This window comes from Posidoniimonas polymericola, from assembly GCF_007859935.1.
Taxonomy (GTDB): domain Bacteria; phylum Planctomycetota; class Planctomycetia; order Pirellulales; family Lacipirellulaceae; genus Posidoniimonas; species Posidoniimonas polymericola.
In genome coordinates this window covers 81,397-99,394 of the sequence record NZ_SJPO01000006.1, presented here as the reverse complement: position 1 = coordinate 99,394, position 17,998 = coordinate 81,397, and the positions used below count along the sequence as shown (strand labels likewise).

The 17,998-nt window shown below is 67.9% G+C and carries 13 protein-coding genes; 3 read left to right on the top strand and 10 right to left on the bottom strand.

Going from position 1 to position 17,998, the window contains the following annotated elements:
- Nucleotides 1-28: 28 nt before the first annotated feature.
- The 3 genes from Pla123a_RS13115 to Pla123a_RS13105 form a co-directional block, all read right to left on the bottom strand.
- Nucleotides 29-1,039 (bottom strand): Gfo/Idh/MocA family protein, encoded by a 1,011-nt coding sequence (locus tag Pla123a_RS13115; RefSeq protein WP_146587643.1) that lies wholly within the window; start codon nt 1,037-1,039, stop codon nt 29-31.
- Between the two features lie 145 nt (nt 1,040-1,184).
- Nucleotides 1,185-2,456, bottom strand: coding sequence for a formylglycine-generating enzyme family protein (locus Pla123a_RS13110; RefSeq protein ID WP_146587641.1), 1,272 nt, complete (start codon nt 2,454-2,456; stop codon nt 1,185-1,187).
- Between the two features lie 45 nt (nt 2,457-2,501).
- On the bottom strand, nt 2,502-3,107 hold the full coding sequence (locus Pla123a_RS13105) for a Maf family protein (RefSeq protein ID WP_146587639.1): 606 nt from the start codon (nt 3,105-3,107) through the stop codon (nt 2,502-2,504).
- Nucleotides 3,108-3,148: 41 nt separating this feature from the next.
- On the opposite strand from Pla123a_RS13105, the gene Pla123a_RS13100 reads away from it, so the two are divergent.
- Both Pla123a_RS13100 and Pla123a_RS13095 read left to right on the top strand, forming a co-directional pair.
- Complete coding sequence (locus Pla123a_RS13100; protein ID WP_146587638.1) at nt 3,149-3,826, top strand: RluA family pseudouridine synthase; 678 nt, start codon at nt 3,149-3,151, stop codon at nt 3,824-3,826.
- 207 nt (nt 3,827-4,033) lie between these two features.
- Nucleotides 4,034-5,917: a Xaa-Pro dipeptidyl-peptidase gene (locus Pla123a_RS13095; RefSeq protein ID WP_146587636.1), complete on the top strand. Its 1,884-nt coding sequence runs from the start codon at nt 4,034-4,036 to the stop codon at nt 5,915-5,917.
- A 381-nt stretch (nt 5,918-6,298) separates the two neighbouring features.
- Here the strand turns inward: Pla123a_RS13095 and Pla123a_RS13090 are convergent, their stop codons facing one another.
- The gene (locus Pla123a_RS13090) at nt 6,299-7,189 is read right to left on the bottom strand and encodes an ankyrin repeat domain-containing protein (protein ID WP_391542506.1); all 891 of its coding nucleotides are present in this window, start codon (nt 7,187-7,189) and stop codon (nt 6,299-6,301) included.
- 66 nt (nt 7,190-7,255) lie between these two features.
- Nucleotides 7,256-7,930, bottom strand: coding sequence for a transposase (locus Pla123a_RS13085; protein ID WP_146587632.1), 675 nt, complete (start codon nt 7,928-7,930; stop codon nt 7,256-7,258).
- Nucleotides 7,931-8,499: 569 nt separating this feature from the next.
- On the opposite strand from Pla123a_RS13085, the gene Pla123a_RS13080 reads away from it, so the two are divergent.
- Nucleotides 8,500-9,897, top strand: a complete 1,398-nt coding sequence (locus Pla123a_RS13080; RefSeq protein ID WP_146587630.1) for a serine/threonine-protein kinase — start codon at nt 8,500-8,502, stop codon at nt 9,895-9,897.
- 22 nt (nt 9,898-9,919) lie between these two features.
- On the opposite strand, the gene Pla123a_RS13075 is transcribed toward Pla123a_RS13080, so the two are convergent.
- Genes Pla123a_RS13075 through Pla123a_RS13055 form a run of 5 tightly spaced genes read right to left on the bottom strand, consistent with a single transcriptional unit; the run spans nt 9,920 to nt 17,988 of the window.
- Nucleotides 9,920-11,347 (bottom strand): hypothetical protein, encoded by a 1,428-nt coding sequence (locus Pla123a_RS13075; protein WP_146587628.1) that lies wholly within the window; start codon nt 11,345-11,347, stop codon nt 9,920-9,922.
- Nucleotides 11,348-11,355: 8 nt separating this feature from the next.
- Complete coding sequence (locus Pla123a_RS13070) at nt 11,356-13,620, bottom strand: ABC transporter substrate-binding protein (RefSeq protein ID WP_146587626.1); 2,265 nt, start codon at nt 13,618-13,620, stop codon at nt 11,356-11,358.
- Between the two features lie 7 nt (nt 13,621-13,627).
- Entirely contained in the window at nt 13,628-16,912 is a 3,285-nt protein-coding gene (locus Pla123a_RS13065) for an outer membrane protein assembly factor BamB family protein (protein WP_146587624.1), read from the bottom strand.
- A gap of 34 nt (nt 16,913-16,946) precedes the next feature.
- Nucleotides 16,947-17,450, bottom strand: a complete 504-nt coding sequence (locus tag Pla123a_RS13060; RefSeq protein WP_146587622.1) for an ExbD/TolR family protein — start codon at nt 17,448-17,450, stop codon at nt 16,947-16,949.
- 37 nt (nt 17,451-17,487) lie between these two features.
- Complete coding sequence (locus Pla123a_RS13055) at nt 17,488-17,988, bottom strand: ExbD/TolR family protein (protein WP_146587620.1); 501 nt, start codon at nt 17,986-17,988, stop codon at nt 17,488-17,490.
- Nucleotides 17,989-17,998: the final 10 nt, after the last annotated feature.

Below are 17,998 nucleotides of genomic sequence, written 5' to 3'. Positions count from 1 at the left end.
TGCGTTGCAAGCATGCCCCTCCGGAGAGTCAGGTGATCTCGATCCGCCTGCCCTCGCGGTGGCTGGTCTGGCCCGCGATGACCAGCGCCGCCGCGCGGTAGGCGTCCTCGAGTCCCGAGCTCTTCAGCACCAGGCTCGACACCGCCCGATGGAACTGCATCAGCAGCTGCTCGCCGACGGGGCGCTCGGCGTCGAGCGCCTCGGTGTGCTGGCCGGCGTCGTCGAACCAGACCAGCCGGTTCGGCAGGTCGAGGAACGCGATGCCGCGTTCGCACACCACCTGCAGCTCGGCCGGCCGGCGGAACGACGCCGCGTCCGACCAGTTGTTGGGGACGTAGCTGCCGCAGGCGATCTGCGCCATGACCCCGCACGAGTCTTCTGGCCCCGGGTGGAAGTCGAGCGTCATCAGCGAGTAGTCGCCGCAGACCTCGTTCTCGGGCGCCGGGGCGGCCGTCACGTCATGGGCGGCGCCGGTCACGCAGCGGACCTCGCGGCCCGCGACGTAGCAGCACCAGTCGACCATCTCGACCAGGCGACGCATGTTGGCGGGGCCGTCGCCGTCGTCGCCACGCGAGGCGTAACGCTCGTTGCAGAAGATCAGCCGCGGGCGGCCGAGGCGGGTCGCCATCAGCTCTTGCAGGCGCGTCGTTGCGGGGGCGAGACGCTTGGGGAACTCGGCCATGAAGGCGATGCCCGCCGCCCGCACCCGGTCTCGGAGCGCCGCTGCCTGCTGGGCCTCGAGGTTCACCGAGGCCCCGCAGTACACCGCCTTGCCGTAGTCGCAGGCCGCAAAGATCGGCAACGCCCCGAACCAGCGGGCCGACAGCAGCATCACCGCGTCGACGTCCTCGCAGGCGGCCAACGCCCGGAAGCCCTCCATCGGGCGGGCGCCCAGCTCGCTGGCGATCTGCTCGGCCCGGTGGGCGACCGGGTCGCAGACCGCGCGCACCTGAAATCGCGAAGACAGGGCGTGCAGCGCCGGGCGGTGCCGTGTCGCCCAAGAAGGGCCGAGTCCGATGAGGCCTAGTCTGAATCTCAAGTGCTGCTGTCCGCTGCCTGGCTACGGAAATACGGCGTCGTGCCGAACCGGACAAATATAACCAATCGCCTCGCGAAACCCTAATTTCAATCGGCTCCGCGCCATCCACGGGCGTGTGGTCGGCAGGCGGGCGATTGGCGCCGCCCTACTCCATCAGCTTCCGGATCTCGGGCTCGTTGAGCTGCTCGACCACCTTGGGCAGATCGGGGGTGATGACCTGCATCTTGCCACGCCCCCCCTGAACACGCTGCTTAACACCGTTTTGGAGGTCGGGGGAGGACGCCTCCCACGCGATCTGCTTCTGCTCGTCGGTCATCGGCTCCAACTGCCGGACCACCCGGAACCCCACCCCCATCGCCGGATCGTCGGCGAACCACCACGGGCTGAGCGGGACGTTCGGGTCCGAGGCTTTCCAGTCTTCATCGGCCGACAGCAGCCGAGACGTGAACGTCAGTTCTGCCGCTTCGCTCTCGTAGTAGCCCCCCTTGGCGATCCGCGGGTCGACCTGCTGCGGTTGGCCGACCGACTCGCTCCACGGCATTGGGTCGCCCGCTGCCGGCGCCTCGGTGGACGGGACATCCAGCACCCATTCGGCGGCATTGCCGAGGGTGTCGTAGAGGCCGTTGGCGTTTGGCTCCTTGAGCCCGACCGGCTGGGCCTCGTAGTCGCTGTTGTCGTCGTACCAGGCGATCGGATCGAGCGGCTGCCGCGGCGCGTCGCCGCTGGCGTCTGCTCGGGCGGCGTGCTCCCACTCGGCCTCGCACGGCAGCCGGTAGGCGCCGCCGGTCAGCACGCTCAGCCATTTGGTGTACTGCTGCGCGGCGTAGACGGTCATCGTCACCGCGGGCAGCTCGGGTTCTTCGCCAGAGTAGTAAGTCGTGCTCGGGTCGTAGAGCGCCGTTGGGGCCGTGATGCAGTCGACCCCCTGAGGCATCGCGTCGACTGCTTGCTGCAACGCGGGTCGGTCGGCGAGGGCCTGCTCGAGCTTCGGGCTGCCGTCGTACAACTGCCCCCGCAGGAACGCGATTTCGCCAAAGGTCGTGTTGAGCTCCATGTACGGCCGGTAGTCGGCCCAGGTGACCTCGTGCGTGCCGATCCAGTACGGCTCGAGCCGCACCTGGCGCGACGGCGACTGCGGGTCGTCGTCCTCGTCGGCGCTGGCGGTGCGAGGTCCCACAGAAACCACCCCGCCGGCGATCGGCGTCATCTTGAACGTCGCACCCGAGCCGGGGACCTTCACCTCGTAGGGCACCATGTACCCGCGGTCGGTTTTGACATACGGGCCCGCGGCGGGCTGCTTTTGGGTGAGGCCCGGAGTCGGGGCGTCCTCGGCCAGGCAGGCGCTGGTCAGGCAGCCGGCGATAATTGCGAAAACCGCGGAGATCATGAAGCGGGGCATCATCGTGAAGCGGGGCATAGTAGTCCAGGGCGGTCAAAAGGGCGGTGATAAGTGCCGCTGCTATTATGACTCGTCCCGCAGTCCGTTCCAACCGACCCGCTGGAACATGGCCCGCACCTCGTCCAGCGGCAGCCCCACCACGTTCGACTCGCTCCCGGCGACGATCCGCACGAAGACCAGCCCGTCCTGGTAGCCGAACGCGCCGGCTTTGCCCTCCCACGCCCCGCTAGCCAGGTAGTCCTCGAGCCACCGGTCGCCGAGTCGGTCCATCTCGAGCTGCGACTCGGCGTGCCAACACTCGGCCGGCGCCGGCTGGTCGCTCCGCCACAGGCAGACCCCGGTCAGCACGCTGTGCCGGGTGCCGCTCAGCGCCTCGAGGATCCGCCGGGCGTCGGCCGCGTCGTCCGGCTTGCCGAGCACCTGCCCGCCGCACTCGGCGATGGTGTCGGCGGCCAGCACCCAGGACGGCTGTGGCTCGCCGGCCAACCGCTTCACGACATCCTCGGCCTTGCGTCGTGCGAGGTCACACACCAAGCTGGTGGGGTCGGGCAGCCGGGGCGCGTCGGCCTCGGCCGAGTCGTGCGGCGGGATCACCTCAAACCGGTACCCCGCGTCGCTCAGCAGTTGGCTGCGGCGGGGCGAGCCGCTCGCCAGGATCAGTCGCGTCATGCTCTCGCTTCCCTTGATCTCCTACAAAGTCTCTACGTGCCATGCAGGTGCTCTACGAGGATAATCACCTGTTGGCGGTCGTTAAACCACCGGGCGTCGCGACGATGGGCACGCCCCAAGGGGTCGAGACGCTGCTCGACCGGGCCAAGGCGTACCTCGCGCGGAAGTACAAGAAGACCGGCAATGTGTATCTGGGCGTTGTGAGCCGGCTCGACGCGCCGGTCACCGGCGTGGTGCTGATGGCCCGCACGTCGAAGGCCGCGGCGCGGCTCAGCGCCGCGTTCCGCGACCGCGAGGTGGGCAAGCAGTACCTGGCGCTGGTCGAGGGCCGGGCCGAGCCGCCCGAGGCCCGGCTTGAGCACTACCTCCGCAAGGACGAACGCCACCGCAAGGTGCACGTCACCAACAGCGAGGCCGACGACGCCACCCGCGCCGAACTCAGCTACGAGACCCTCCTGAATCGCGGCGAGCACACGCTGCTGCTGGTCAAGCCAGTCACCGGCCGCAAGCATCAGATCCGCGTGCAGCTCGCCAAGGTCGGCCACCCCATCGTCGGCGACCGCAAGTACGGCAGCGACACGCCACTCAAGCAAGGCATCCGCCTGCACGCCTGGCGGCTCACGATCGAGCACCCGGTCCGCCGCGAGAAGATGACCATCAAGTGCCCGCTGCCCAAGGGCTGGCCCGAGTGGGCGCAGCACGCGGCGGACAAGCTCTAAGCGGCGTCCGACACGGCAATGGCCCTGCCCGGCCAGCCCCCGCGGCGTGGCTGTCGGGTTGCCCGGCCGCGATTGGCGTCGGCGCCCGCCGCTACGCATAATAGGACGGCGCGAACCCGAGCCCCTCCCGTCGACCGACCGCACGCCGGTCCCCCCTCCGTCGCCCGACACATGCAACCCCGGTTTATAGGCCCTGCTGTGAAGTTGATGAACCGATTAATTCTTGCTGCGTTAGTGTGCGGTGCCAACGTGGCCCAGGGGGATGACAACGAGGACGAGTACGTCGACCCAATGACCGCCGTCCCGGTGTTCGAGGACGGCGAGGCTCAAATCGTCGATGGGTTCAAGGACCCCGACTACTGGCTCCGCGAGGACCTGTGGGTCGAGACCGAGTTCGACTCCGACAACGACGACCGCCCCGACCGGGTGCACGTCAGCGTCACGCGGCCGCGGCAAACCCAGCTCGCCGGGCTCAAGCTGCCGGTGGTCTACGTCTCGAGCCCCTACTTCGCGGGCACGGCGCCCGCCGGCAAAGAATACTTCTGGGACCCCCACCAAGAGCTCGGCGGCGAGCCCAAGAAACGCAAGTCCGCCCCGTCGGTCGTGCGGAAGGGCATGCGGCCGCTGATCTCCAAGTCGCACACGGAGAAGTGGGTGCCGCGTGGCTACGCGGTGGTGCACTCGTCGTCGCCCGGCACGGGCCTGTCGCAGGGCTGCCCGACCGTCGGCGGCGAGAACGAGTCGCTCGCCCCCAAGGCGGTCATCGACTGGCTCTGCGGCCGCGCGGACGGCTACACCACTCCCGACGGCTTTGAACGCGTCTCCGCCGGCTGGTGCAGCGGCAAGGTCGGCATGGTCGGCACCTCGTACAACGGCACGCTGCCGCTAGCCGCGGCGACGACCGGCGTCGACGGCCTCGAGGCGATCATCCCGGTCGCGCCCAATACGTCGTACTACCACTACTACCGTTCGAACGGCCTGGTGCGTCACCCCGGCGGCTACATCGGCGAGGACATCGACTGCCTGTACGAGTTCATCCACTCTGGCCCCGAGGAGCTGCGGGCCGACTGCGACTGCCAGGTCCGCGACACCCTGTTCCGCGCGAACCAGGACCGCGTCACCGGCGACTACAACGACTTCTGGAAGAGCCGCGACTACCTGCACCAGCTCGGACCGATGAAGTGCGCGCTATTCATGTCCCACGGCTTCAACGACTGGAACGTGATGCCGGAGCACAGCTACCGCATCTTCGACGCGGTGCGGGAGAAGGGCCTGCCCGCCCAGATCTACTACCACCAGGGGGGCCACGGGGGCGAGCCGCCGATGAAGCTCATGAACCGCTGGTTCACCCACTACCTGCACGGCGTCGACAACGGCGTCGAAGACGACAGCAAGGCGTGGATCGTCCGCGAGGACGACAAGCGCGACGAGCCGACCGAGTACGAACGCTACCCCCACCCCAAGGCCAAGCCGGTCGAGCTGCACCTGACCCGCGGCGCCCCCGAACACGGCAAGCTCCGCCGCCGGGTCCGCCGCGAGCAAGGCGTCGAGACCCTCGTCGACAACTACTCCTTCAACGGCGAAGCGCTCGCCCGCGCCGAGTGGACCCGCCACCGGCTGCTGTACGCCACCCGCGAGCTCAAGCAGCCGCTGCACCTCTCCGGCGTCGCCGAGGTCACGATCCGCCTGGCCTGCGACCGGCCGGCGGCAAACCTCTCGGTCTGGCTCGTCTCGCTGCCGTGGAAGGAGGGCCGCGGCGCCAAGATCACCGACAACATCATCACCCGCGGCTGGGCCGACCCGCAGAACCGCGACTCGCTCACCGAGGGAAAGCCGCTCGTGCCGGGCGAGTTCGTCGACGTCACGTTCGAGCTTCAGCCCGACGACCAGGTCATCCCCGCCGAGCAGCAGATCGGCCTGATGATCTTCTCTAGTGACCAGGATTTTACTCTTTGGCCCAAGCCGGGCGCCGAGCTGACTGTCGACCTCGACGCCACGTCACTCACGCTGCCGGTCGTTGATGGCAAGAAGGGCTGGCGCCGGGCGTTTCGTGAGCCGAAGCCGGAGGAGGCAGAAGAGGCGGGTGATTAGTAGGTGGTTAGACACCTTTGCGGCCCCCAAACGGTCAAACAAGCGTGGCCACGGGGCCCGGCGAGCAGGGTTGGCGCCGGGCGTTTCAGGGGCCCGAGCCGGGAGAGGGAGAAAAAGAGGCCAGCGAGTAAGGGCGACAGCAGCCCATCTAAGGTTCTTGAGCGATTCCTCCCTGCCGGCTCCCGCGGGCCTCGTGGATTTGGGCGTCGACGTCGAACCCAACTCGGATCACCGCCCCGTCACACAGCGCCATGAAGAAGCAGGTTGGGTGGGCCGACCCGAACGCGAACTTGTTCCTCTGCCCGGGATTAAAAGGTGTCAGACACCTTTTTTGCCCCCGAACTGCCACGTGGTGTACACCCCGTTGGGCAGCGTGCGGGCTCATTCTCGCTCTGCCGGCCAGTTGCCAATGTCAATCTGGTTCTGCCTCATCTTCTCTGCTTGCTTCCGCAGCTTCTTCTCTGTTAGCGGATAGAGGAAGTCATACATTTCTGGATGGCAGCCCATCGCGGCGTACAACAATGGATAATTCCCGTAGATATCTTTGCGATTAATGTCTGCGCCGCATTCCAGAAGCCACCGTACGATCTCCATGTGGTTCTTGTTTGCCGCGCGCATCAATGCAGTCTTACCTTGCTCATTAATTGCGTCTGCGGCAACACCGCTTTCAACTATTGCATGAACCTCCTTATCATTGCCACGAGTGGCGGCCAAGATGAGGCTGCTGATCCGCTCGTCAGCGCCGCCTTGCGCATATATTTCCAATTGAATCTGTGCTTTTTGTCTCTCTTGGCTCGTGGACAGCGGCATCAGAACTTCGCAAAGCCGCGTGTGGTTCTTTTCCACCGCACTTGCAAGGGCCGTTTTGCCGCTCTCATCTTCGAGCTTTGGGTTGGCGCGGCTTTCCAGCAGTTTCTCCACGGCGGCGCGGTCTCCGTACGCCGCGGCGAGCATCAGCGGAGTCGACCCGTCTTCGTCTCGTGTATCCACTTCAGCCCCCGCTTCAATCAGCGCAGCGATCGTATCAGGTGACCCCGAGACCGCCGCCGCGCACAATGGCGGTGTAATCGACCGTCGATTGTTCGGATCGGCCCCCAACTCGAGCAGCAGCCGGACGAGCTCAGGCTGGCCTGTAGCAGCGGCAACCGACAACGGACACTCGTCGCATTCAGAAAACGAGCCGTTCACGTCGGCGCCTGCCTCGACGGCCTGACGCACTGCGACAGGATCGCCTGCTTCAACAGCTTCGTGCAACATCATTGGATGCTCCAGCTTGCTTTGCTCTTCTTGGTTTGCTTGATCGAGAACACGAACACGAGGTCAGGACGCTAAAAGGTGTCAGGAACCTTTTCTCGGCCGTCCGCGCGGACGCACCGTGCTCTCCAACGCCAACTCATCGATCGCCTGCTCGCTCCACTCGGGGCCGCCGTACGGCGCGCCGCGTGCGACGCTCCTCCGGATGGCCGTCAGCTCGGGCTCGTTCAGCGGGCGGTTGACGTGCTCCAGCCAGCCTGGACTGCGGCGGACTGGCCAGGCAGAGAGCAGCCGCTGCTGTTCCGCGTCGCCGTGCCGCCACCGCCACAGGCTGTCCCACCGCCAGCGGTCGGCGCTGCGGACCAGGTTCGCCCGCAGCGGGTTGCGTTCGACATACCGGCAGACGGTCAGGAAGTGGGCGTCGTCCTCGACCGGGAACGACTTGAACCGCCCCTGGTAGACGTGGCCGCTGCCGACCGTTTTCCGGTGGGCGTGCCACCGCTGGGTGTGGGTGAGCGTCAGCCAGCCGGTAAAGCGGGAGAGGTCGCCGTCCTCGCGGGGCCACAGCACGAGGTGCCAGTGGTTGGGCATCACGCAATAGGCGAGCAGCCGCATTTCGGCGCGGTCGACGGCCTCGGCCAGAACCTGCTCGAAGGCCTCGTAGTCCTGGTCGGCTTCGAAGATGGTCTTCCGGGCGTTAGCGCGGTTGAGCACGTGGTAGATGTAGCCGCCGAGGGCAGCGCGAGTAGGTCTTCCCATGCGGTGAAGCGTATTCGCCCAATCGCCGGGAGTCAAGAAAAAGGTGTCTGACACCTTTGGTTCGTTTTTTGAGGGGCGCCACACTTTGTTGCTGAACCGGGCCGCCCAGCGCGGTCTAATAGGGCTGTCCGGGAACGCCCAACCGTCGGTTGGTCGGGCGTGCGGTGCTGCGCGCCGGTGTGCCTGGGGCGGTCTGGACGGGCGAACTCGTTGTTGATGTCGCCTGAAACTCACCGGAGAAGTGGCGGACAAAACCGGACAAAACCCCGCCTGGCGGTGACGCTGTAAGTCCCTTTGTTGCAGTTGTTTACGGCAAGGGCGGGGCAGGCCTGCGTTCGGGGTTTTGTCCCCTCCGCTGAGATATTCGGACTATACGATTCGGCGGGGCCGACCGGCGGGGCGTCGTTCCCCGGCTGGGGGGCGGCAGCCACATTCGTTGCGGCAGACGGGGCGGTGGAACGTGCAATAATGAACCGGGGACCCGGCGAAGAACGCATCGGGGCTATCTAGCCAGATCCACGGGGCCCTACTGGAGAATCATCGATCGGACCGAGCTACGAGGCGACTACTTGAGACCCCTAGGACAGTCACCGTTCGAGCAGGCCCTGCTCGCCAGCGGCTTGGTGCCGGCTGCGCAGGTCGGCGAGGCGCGCGAGCTGCTGAACGGTGACTGCAACGACCACAGGTTGGCCGCGAAGCTGGTCGAGCTCGGGCTCCTCAACGAGTGGCAGGTCGACCAGCTCAGTGAGGGACGCACCAAGTTCTCGCTCGGGCAGTACGCCATCATCGACACGGTCGCCAAAGGCGGCATGGGGCACGTCTTCAAGGGCGAGCACCAACTGCTCGGCCGGGTCGAGGCGATCAAGGTGCTGCCCCGCAGCAAGAGCCGGCCCGAGGCGATCGCCAGCTTCCGCCAGGAGATCCGCGCCCAGGCCCAGTTGAACCACCCGAACTTGGTGCGGGTGTCGTACGCGGACCGCGACGGCGACACCTACTTTCTGGTGACCGAGTTTGTGCCCGGCGTCGACCTGCGGCGGCTGGTCCGACGCACCGGGCCGCTGCCGACCGGCGCCGCCGCGTGGGTGGTGCTGCAGGCCGCGCAGGGGCTCGAGTACGCCCACCGCCGCGGCATCGTCCACCGGGACGTGAAACCTGGCAACCTGCTGGTCACCCCGGAGGGAGAGGTCAAGCTGGCCGACCTGGGGCTCGCCTGGTACCTCAACCGCGAGGTGCCGACCGACCCCGGCGGGCGGAAGAAGGTGGTGGGCACCTGCGACTACCTGGCGCCCGAGTCGATCACCGACCCGACCCGGATCATCCCGGTCAGCGACCTCTACTCGCTCGGGTGCACGCTGTACTACGCGGTCACCGGCAAGGTGCCCTACCCCGGCGGCAACGCGGTCGAGAAGATGCGACGCTGCCTCCGCGAGGCGCCGCTGCCGCCGCAGAGCATCCAGCCCGACCTGCCGGACAATGTCGTGGCGGTGATCGCCAGGCTGATGGACAAGAACCCCGAGACCCGTGTCCCCTCGGCGACCGCCGCGATCGATCTGATCCGCCCACTGGTCGGCGACGGCTCTCGGGCGGAGGTCGCGGCCGGGATCCGGCGGTACGAGGTCGCCAAGGCCGAGCGGGCGCGGAGCGATCGGTCGGGCCCCCACGCCGGCGCCAGCCTCATCAGCGAGACCCTCACCGATTCCGATTCGCACGCCTACCACGGAACGCACGACGACGCGTCGGACCCGGCGATCGACGCGCAGCAGACGAGCGGCGCGTTGAGCTCCGGCAGCGGCGCCATCCCCGCCCTTGAACCGGCGGGCGAAGAACCGGGCGTCCCCAGTCCGGAGGCCCCGCTGCCGCCGTACCCGGTCCAGCCGCTCGACGTCGCGGTGTGGGTCGTGACGGGCGTCGCGGTGCTGGGGGTGGTGGCGATCGCCGTCGCGGGCCTGGCGAGCTACCTGGGCTGACTTAGCCCCGGCGGACAAGCAGCTACTTGCGGGCGTTTGCCAAGCGGTTCTTGACCAATTGAATCTCGCGCGGATTGAGGAACGCTGCGAGTACGCTGCGGGTGTCGTCGAAGATCCGGTCGATCCGCTGCTGGATCATCGCCGTGTCCGAGGTGCTGGATTGCTCGAGCTGCCTCAGCTGCCGATCGAAGAGCGCTCGGGCGGGCAGCCGCTCGAGGTCGGTAACCAGGCGGGAGGCGCCCTCGTAGTTCTTGGCGGCAATCGCGGCGTCGATCCGGGCGATCAGGATCTTGCGTCGGGCGACCAGGTCGATCAGGTCCTCGCGGAGGATGCCGAGCTTCGCCTCGGCGTTGAGGCGAGTAGTTTCGTCGAGCAGCGGCACCTCCAATTCGTCTGTGGACCCGGGCGTGATCGGCAGCTTGGCGATCAGCTGCGAGCCGCTCTTCACGTAGGCCATCAGGATTGGGTGTTCGCCGGGCTCGATCGTCAGCCGGCCGTCGGGGCCGGTTGCCCCCACGAGCTTCCGCTCGGCGTCGTCGCCGTCCTGCACGAACACCTGATACCCTACCAGCGGGCGGGACTCGTCCTCTTTGGAGTGTGCGCGGAGGGTGATCGGGGCAGAGCGTCGGGGGAGCCGAACCGCCAGCCGCTCGATGCGGCCGCGTCGGCGCGACGACAGCGGCCGGCGGGTGTGGCTGACGAACCGAGCGGTCGGCCCGGAGTCCTGGTCCTCGCCCACCAGCAGGTAGGTCCAGGGGACGTCGCGGATGCCCTCGGCGGTGGCGGCGCCGTCGCGGTCGAGCTGCCGCAGGACCGGCAGCATCACGTCACCCTTACGCACCCAGTCCGGGGCGCCCTCTCGCCTGGGGAGCTGGTCGCCGCGGAAGTCGAGCTCAATCAGGTTGGGGTCGTCTTGCGAGAAGCGGAACTCGGCGAGCGGAGAGAACACGGTGCAGGCCAGGCGGAACACGGTCTCGGGCACGCCGCCGAGCATCGCCACATCGCGGACCTCGGGGCGCCCCCAGCGGAGGAGCGTGGCGTCGTACTCGACTACGGTGGCGGTGATGCCGCGGGCGGATTCACGAACGTGGGCCAGCAGCAGCTTGTCGGCATTCCCTGCGCCGGAGGCGAGTTGCTCGCGGGCCGCCGGATCACCGGCGACTGCCAGCTTGACGAGGCCGGCCTCGGCCGGGCCGGCGGCGTGCAGGGTGAGGTCCCAGAAGGCCCCGATCGAGGCGTCCGCGCGGTCGGCGAAGTGGTCGCCGATCTGCTGGCTCAGTTCGTCGTCGCCCATGGTGCTTGCATCAGCGGCGACGACGAGCGTCACCCGATACGGTGCGAGGGTCCACGAGCTCGACTGCGCGGCGCAGGTGCCGGCGGCCAGCAGGGCGACCGACAGCGCCGCCCCTAGCAGGCGGCAGAGCGAGTTGAACGGGGGTGCGTGGCCCATGGTGCGGGTCAGAGTTCCCATCCCTCCAGCGTTTGGTACAGCGAGACGCAGCTCTCCGTGGGGCCCTTGAGGTCCCGGCGGTAGGCGTAGTGATTGACCGTCTGCCACAGCGGCAGCACCGGCAGGTCGCCCGCGGCGAGCGCGTGGACGCCGCGCAGGGCCTCGCCGACCTCGACCCAGTTGCGGGCGTCGTCGAGACGCTTCAGGGCGGCGATCATGGGGTCGCTGCAGCGGCCGGCGATCCCACTTGGTCCCAGCAGCAGCTCGGCGTCGACCAGCGGCTCCCAGACCGCAAGCTCTGCGTAGCGGAGGTCGAACTCTGGCTCATCGGCCAGCAACTCGTCCTCACTTAATTCCGCCAACTCGACCGAGATGCCGACAGCCTTGAGCTGCATCTGGATCGACTGGCACGCGGTGCGGGCGATCGGATCGCTGTTGTGCGCCAGGCGGAGCGTGGGGAACGGCCGGTCGGCGGGGTCTTCTTTGCCGTGCTCGGCCCGCTGCGCCTGCGACCACGACAACGCCGACAGCAGCGCCCCGAGGCGCGGGTCGTACGGCCGCGGCTCGACGCCATCGTTGTAGGCGTAGCGGACAGGATCGCTGAGCGAACGCCCCGCCGGGAAAGGACCGCTGACGACTTGGAAGCCAAGCTCAGAGCGGCCGCCGAGGATCAGGTCGGTGAGGATCTTATCGCGGTTGATGGCGTACAACAGCGCCCGACGCAGCGGCCGGTCGTCGAGCAGCGGGTTGCGGTGCGTCGGGATCAGCACGTGCACGGTGGGCAGCTCGTACGAGCCGATCGCCAGCCGCCGGTCCTTGCGGACGGCTTCGAGCTGCCACGGCATCAGCCGGTCGAGCACCTTGACGTCGCCGCGGGCGAGGGCCGTCAAGGCTTCGCCGTCCTGGTCGAGCAGGCGCTCCTCTAGCTCGGCAATCGCCGCCGAATCGGCGCCGTTGACAAACTGGACCAGCTTGTCGCTGGCGTCGCCCATGGTGAAGGCGCCCTGCGGCGGCGAGATCCCCGCCTGGGCAAGCGGCGACAACCGCAGCAGGCCCTCGGGTCGGATGTGCGGCCGCTGCAGGTTCACCGCAAGGGAACCGGTCAGCGAGTCGACCGCGACCGACGACGCGACCGAAGCGAATGGCCCGGAGTAGACCGCGCTCCCCGGCGTGGCGGCGCGGAGCATCCAACGAGCCAGCTCGTAGGGCGTTTCCTGCGATAGCTCTTCGGGGAAGCCAAACCGCATCGCGAGCCCGCTGTCGTCGAGCGTTACCCGGCCGACGGGGCACGAGTAGACGCCCCCCTCAGGGCTGTAGCCGCTGAGCTCGGTGATCGTCCGATGAGCAATCCGGCAGGCCCGCAGCGACGCGGTCGAGTCGATCCGCGGCGTCGCGATGGTGGGCGACAGGGTCCGCACGCCCACCGCCAGCGTTGGGTATTTTTCTGAAACCCGACGCAGCAGCTCGTTCGCCATCGGGTGGTCGGGCTGGATCGCCATCGCGTCGTACGCCGCGTCGCGGGCCTGGCGGTAGTCGCCCGACCGCAGCGCGGCGGCGCCGGCGCGGACGCGGTCGTCGGCGTTGCGTTTGAAGATCGCCCGCCACCTGTCCACGACGGTCAGGTCGGCGTCCTTGAACTGTTTGTCCACCACGTTGACCACGTCGAGCGCCGCACGCAGGTTCTTTGCTTCGACGTGGTCCTGGATGATGCGCGAGGCGACCGTGTCGACCGCCCGCCCGATGCCGCCCGCCTTCGGGTTGCGTTCGTACAGGCTGAGCAGGATCGCCAGCGACAGGTCGTAGTTCTTCTGCTGGAACGCGTCGAGCGCGTTGGCCTGCAGGTAGCGAGCGGTGGCGTCTTCGAGGCCCGGCAGACGCTTGTAGTTCTTGTTCAGGAACGCGAAGTGGTCGAACGCCTCGTTGAACTTCTTCTGGCGGGTGAGGTCGTTGGCCTCGTCGATGAGCATCTGCTCGTACAGGTTCACTTCTTGGATGTCGGACCACAACACCTCGTAGTCCTTGGCGGGCTGATCGAGCAGGCGCACGGTCAGCCGCCCGTTGGGGAAGGGCCGCGGCACCCGCCGCCCCTCGAGTTGCAGGGGCGTGACCTCGAGCATCGTGCCGCCGGCCGACTTCTTCAGCACAATCTGGTCGAACGGCCGCCGGTCAACGACCCGCTGCCCCGCCTGCGCGCAGGCGGGCGTCGGCCACGCGGCCGCGGCGAGCGACAGCACGGTGGCTTGCAGAATCAGGATGGAGAGACGGCCGTGCAAGGGGGACTCAGGGCTGAGGGACGATGACAAGGGCGCCGTCGGGAGTTACGAGTGCGACGTCGGCGCCGAACACGGCCGGGCCGGCCGCCAGACGCTGGCCGACGTCTAGCGAACCCGACGGTTCGCCGGTCGCCAGGGCCAGGCTCAGGAGCGAACCGGTGCGGGTAGCGATCACCAGCGCGCCCGAACGGAGCAGCGGGGCGCCAACCAGCTCAGCGGTTGGGGCCTCGACGCTCCAGGCGGGCTCTCCGGGAGCGTCGCGCCGCAGGCAGACCAGCCTGCGGTCGGCGGTCCCGATCACCGCTGCTTCATCCGAGACCGCGAACGGGCCCCAGACGATAGGTACGCCGGCGTCGAACACGCCTTCGGCTTCGAGGGTCCCGACCGCCAACGCGGTGACGCGGCCATCGGCCCGCGCAGCGAAGGCGGTTTCACCGACGACTGCGAGCCGGCCGCGGACCGTGTCGCTCCCTGTGGCCTCGGTGCGGGCGATTTCTTCTAGCCGCGGCGGGTTATCCTGCTGCAGTTCTAGAGTCAGGATCGAATCGGCGTTGGCGAGCACCACCCGCCGTCCGCCGACCCCGGGGACGCGCCACTGCTTCTGCTCGCCCGGCTTGAGCACCGGCTGGTAGGGCGACGCCAAAGCGTGGCCGTCCTGCCCGCTGATGTAGTGGACCTGACCGATTGCCAGGGGGACGATCCATCCGGGACCCATGGGGGCCGGCTCGCACGCCAGTTCGCCCGGCAGCGTAAAGGCCGGGGCGTCGGCCTGGCCGGAGTACGCGGCGCGGCCGTCAGTGGCGTCCCAGTAGACGGCCGCGCCGTCGGGTTGGGCGCCCGCGAGTTCGAACACGATGGCGTCGCTGTCTGTACGCGCCGCGGCGTTGTCGACGGCAAAGCGGCCCGGCGTCTGGCCGACTCGGAACACCCGCCCAGTGGCGGTCGCGTGCAGCACGCCCTGACCGCCGGCCTGAGAAACCGGGGCCCCCGCGGGCGGGGCCGCCAGGTCGGTCTCCCAGTACGACTTACCGCTGTTGAGGTCCGTAGCGCCGATCGCCACGCCCGGACGGCCCGGTCGTTTGCGGGCGTGGATCAACACGCCGTCGCGGACCAGCAGCGGGTAGATGAAAGTGTCGCGGCGGAACGGCTCCTCGACATCCCGGACCGGCAAGCGGTTGCCGCTGGGTGAGATCGAGTAGCGGAACAAGCCGACCTCGGCGAGCCACAGCTCGCCGTCGTGGACGGCGGCAAAACGCGGACCCCGGCGGACACGCGTCGGCTGCCGCGAGGCGAGCAGCACGATGGGCTGCGCATCGTCGTCGGCCGAGACCTCGAACACGTCCACGTGCCCGGTGTCGCTGGCCACCGCGACGCGGCGGGCGAACACGGTCGGCGGCGCCGTGACGAGGCCGTCGATCCGCTGCGTCTTGAGGCTCCGGTCAACGGCGCCCTGCCCGCTGGTCCCCAGCACGTGCATGGTGGAGGTTTCGGCTCCGTCATTCTCGAGCACCAGCACGCGGCCTTGCAGCGCAACCGGCGGAGCCGCGATGCTGCCCTTGGCGTGCCCCATGTAGAACACGCCCAGGCAATTAAGGTCCGCGGCCGAGAGCGAGTAGAGGCTCGAGTGCTCGCCCGTCAGAAAGATGGCGCCGCCATCGGCCGATGCGGCCGGCGTGGTCCGCAGCGGTTGGGCAAACTGCACGTAACCGGCGGTCGCCCCGGATTCGACGTCGGTCACGTAGAGCCGTCCCGAGACGCCCGGCGTCAGCAGGCGGCCGTTGACGAGCGCCGGCGGGGCGAGTTCGTCGTCGAGCGGAGCCCGCCAGACCAGCTTGCCGTCGGCGGCCTGCAGCCGGACCAGCTCCTTGCGGCGGGCGTCGACAGCGATGAGGTCGTCCCCCACCCGCAGCGGGGGCGACGAGGCGGCCGAGTTGCCGACATAGCGGCGCCACCGCAGCTGACCGTCCTTCGCGGAGACGCCGTACAGGCCGCCGGCGAGACGCAGCACCTCGACGCCACTGGCCGGGGCGTTGGCTTCCACCCGCGGCGCGGCGACCGCCAGCTCCGCGATCACCGGCGACTCGGGCTCGCTCGTGAGCCCGGGCCGAGGCTCGTCGACGAACGACACGAGCGACTCTTCCGCCGTTGCGGCCGCGGCGACCGCGTCGATAACCCGCTGGTCTTGCGACAGCTGGGGGTGTTCCTTGATGAACGCGGTGTGGGCGGCGTACGCCTCCTTCGGGTCGCCCGAATCGGAGGCCTTCGCCATCACCTCCAGGGTCGACTCGAGGCTTTCGAGCGCCCGCTGGCGGAGCTTGATCCGCTCGAGCACTTCGCGGACCGCATTGAGCTGCCCCTTGTCGCGCAGGTTGCCGGGGATCAGCTTGCCGTTCTGGCAGAGCACGAGGGCCTGCTCGGTGAGGCCGACGTACTTCTCCATCTCGCTGACCTCGGTTGCCTTGTCGGCACGCTCGGCGAGCTGCTCGGCGATCTCGGGTAGCAGCGCCGCCAGCTCGGCCTGCGCGTCCTTGTAGGCCTCCTGGTCCTCGATGATGTCGGTTTCCTCCTTGGCCACCGCCACCGCGTCCTCAAAGTCGCGTTTGACGTCGGTCACCAGCCGGATGCGGGCCGTGCCGAGGCGGACGCGGGCCTTGGGGGCGTCGTCGCCGTTGGGGTGCTTCTCGAGGTACTCTTCAAAGTCGGCGATCGCCTGAGGGTACGAGCCCTGGTCGTACGCCTCCTGGGCGTTCTTGAAGCGTTCCTCGGCGGACTCGTACCCGAGCAGGTACAGGATCGCGCCGCCGATGAGCAGCATCAGCACCAGGCCGCCGCCGCCGATCAGGATCAGCGGCGAGTCCCACTCGTTCTGGCGTTTGCTTTTCTTGCCCTTCTTTTTCGACTTCTTCTTCTTGGACTTGTCTTTCCCGCCGGCGTTGTCGTCGGTGGACTCCGACAGCACGCCGCCGGTGAGTCCCCCGTCCGCCTCACCGCCGTAGGCGCCCATGTTCATGCCGCTCAGGCTGGGCAGTTCATCGGAGCCCGACGGGTCGTCATCGTCGACGTCGAGCCGTTGGCTCTCGAGGATGGCGCTCTCTTCAGGGGTGAGGATCGCCTTGAGGGCCCGCTTCGCCTGCGCCGCGGTGAGGTGCCCCTTGTCGACCAAAAACTTGGCGACCGCGCGCGGCGCGGGGACGTCGCTCTTGTCGGCGAGCTTCTGCTCGAGCTTCTTGAGCACCGACCGCGACACGACGTCGCGTTTGGCGAGCTCTTTTAGTAGTCTATCTGTGTCCATATCCGGGTATCGCTTCTTGCGTGCGGCGGGGTCCCTACAGGTCCCCGTCCTCGTAGATCATGAATCGTACTTCGGGCATCTGGATGTCGGCGCCCGCGTCGAGCGCGGCGACGGCAAACTCGTACATCGCGCCGCCGTGGGCCTGCACCAGCATCTTGGTCGGCCCCTTGCCCATCTTGCCTCCCTCGCCGCCGCGCGCCTCGCGGACCTTGCTCCGCATCTCTTGGACGCTGGGCGCCTTCTGCTCCTCGCCCCACATCGGGCTGCCGACCCAGAAGATGTTGTCCTCGTCGATCCGGATGACGATGCTGTCCTTCTCGAGGTCGTCGATGGTCTGGCTCGCGGCGGCCTGGTCCTCGTCGACCGGCGGCACCTCGAGCGCCTTCTGCAGGGCGAAGGCCGCGGTAATCATAAAGAAGATCAGCAGCAGGAACGTGACGTCGACCATCGGGGTCATGTCCAGCTCATCGTCGACCCGATGCGCCTTCTCCTCCCCTTCTTCGACCATGTGCTCCAGGTCGTCTTCGATGTCGCTCATAACGGTTCTCTGCTGGTGGGCCGCCCGGTTGGCGGTGCTACTCGACTTCCAGGATGGCGAGGTGGATCTTCATCCCTTCGACCTGAGAAATCGCCTTGATCAGGTTGTGCACCTCTCGGCAGTTGATGCTCTTGTCGCCCTTGATGACCGCGTCGGTTTTGGTCTCCGCGAAGCCCTCCTCGACCGCCTGCTTAACTTCCTCTTTGCGTTTCTCCGGATCGTCCGAAAGCCGGAACTCCTCGATCTTCCCGTCGGCCTTGTAGACGGGCGCCGTGTCGAGCCCGCCGTCGCCGATGGTGAACACCACCGAGGTGAGCTGGCTGACCGGGCTGCCGCTCTTCGCATCGGGCAGCTCGATCGCGGTCTGCTTGTCCGGCGTTGAAGCGACCAGGAAGAAGATCAAGAGCAGGAACGTGATGTCGATCATCGGGGTGATGTCCATCTCGTCGTCGGAGTCTTTGCGCCGGCGGCGCAGCGGCGGACCGGGGGCTTCGTCCTCGATTTCTTCTTGCGGCGGATTGTCGGTGGCGGGGCTCATCTCGTTCCGA

Bases quoted from the DNA above. Each gene is read 5' to 3' on its own strand.
- Pla123a_RS13110 (WP_146587641.1), bottom strand. From the start codon at position 2,456: ATGCCCCGCTTCACGATGATGCCCCGCTTCATGATCTCCGCGGTTTTC.
- Pla123a_RS13105 (WP_146587639.1), bottom strand. From the start codon at position 3,107: ATGACGCGACTGATCCTGGCGAGCGGCTCGCCCCGCCGCAGCCAACTG.
- Pla123a_RS13100 (WP_146587638.1), top strand. From the start codon at position 3,149: ATGCAGGTGCTCTACGAGGATAATCACCTGTTGGCGGTCGTTAAACCA.
- Pla123a_RS13095 (WP_146587636.1), top strand. From the start codon at position 4,034: ATGAACCGATTAATTCTTGCTGCGTTAGTGTGCGGTGCCAACGTGGCC.
- Pla123a_RS13085 (WP_146587632.1), bottom strand. From the start codon at position 7,930: ATGGGAAGACCTACTCGCGCTGCCCTCGGCGGCTACATCTACCACGTG.
- Pla123a_RS13075 (WP_146587628.1), bottom strand. From the start codon at position 11,347: ATGGGCCACGCACCCCCGTTCAACTCGCTCTGCCGCCTGCTAGGGGCG.
- Pla123a_RS13065 (WP_146587624.1), bottom strand. From the start codon at position 16,912: ATGGACACAGATAGACTACTAAAAGAGCTCGCCAAACGCGACGTCGTG.
- Pla123a_RS13060 (WP_146587622.1), bottom strand. From the start codon at position 17,450: ATGAGCGACATCGAAGACGACCTGGAGCACATGGTCGAAGAAGGGGAG.
- Pla123a_RS13055 (WP_146587620.1), bottom strand. From the start codon at position 17,988: ATGAGCCCCGCCACCGACAATCCGCCGCAAGAAGAAATCGAGGACGAA.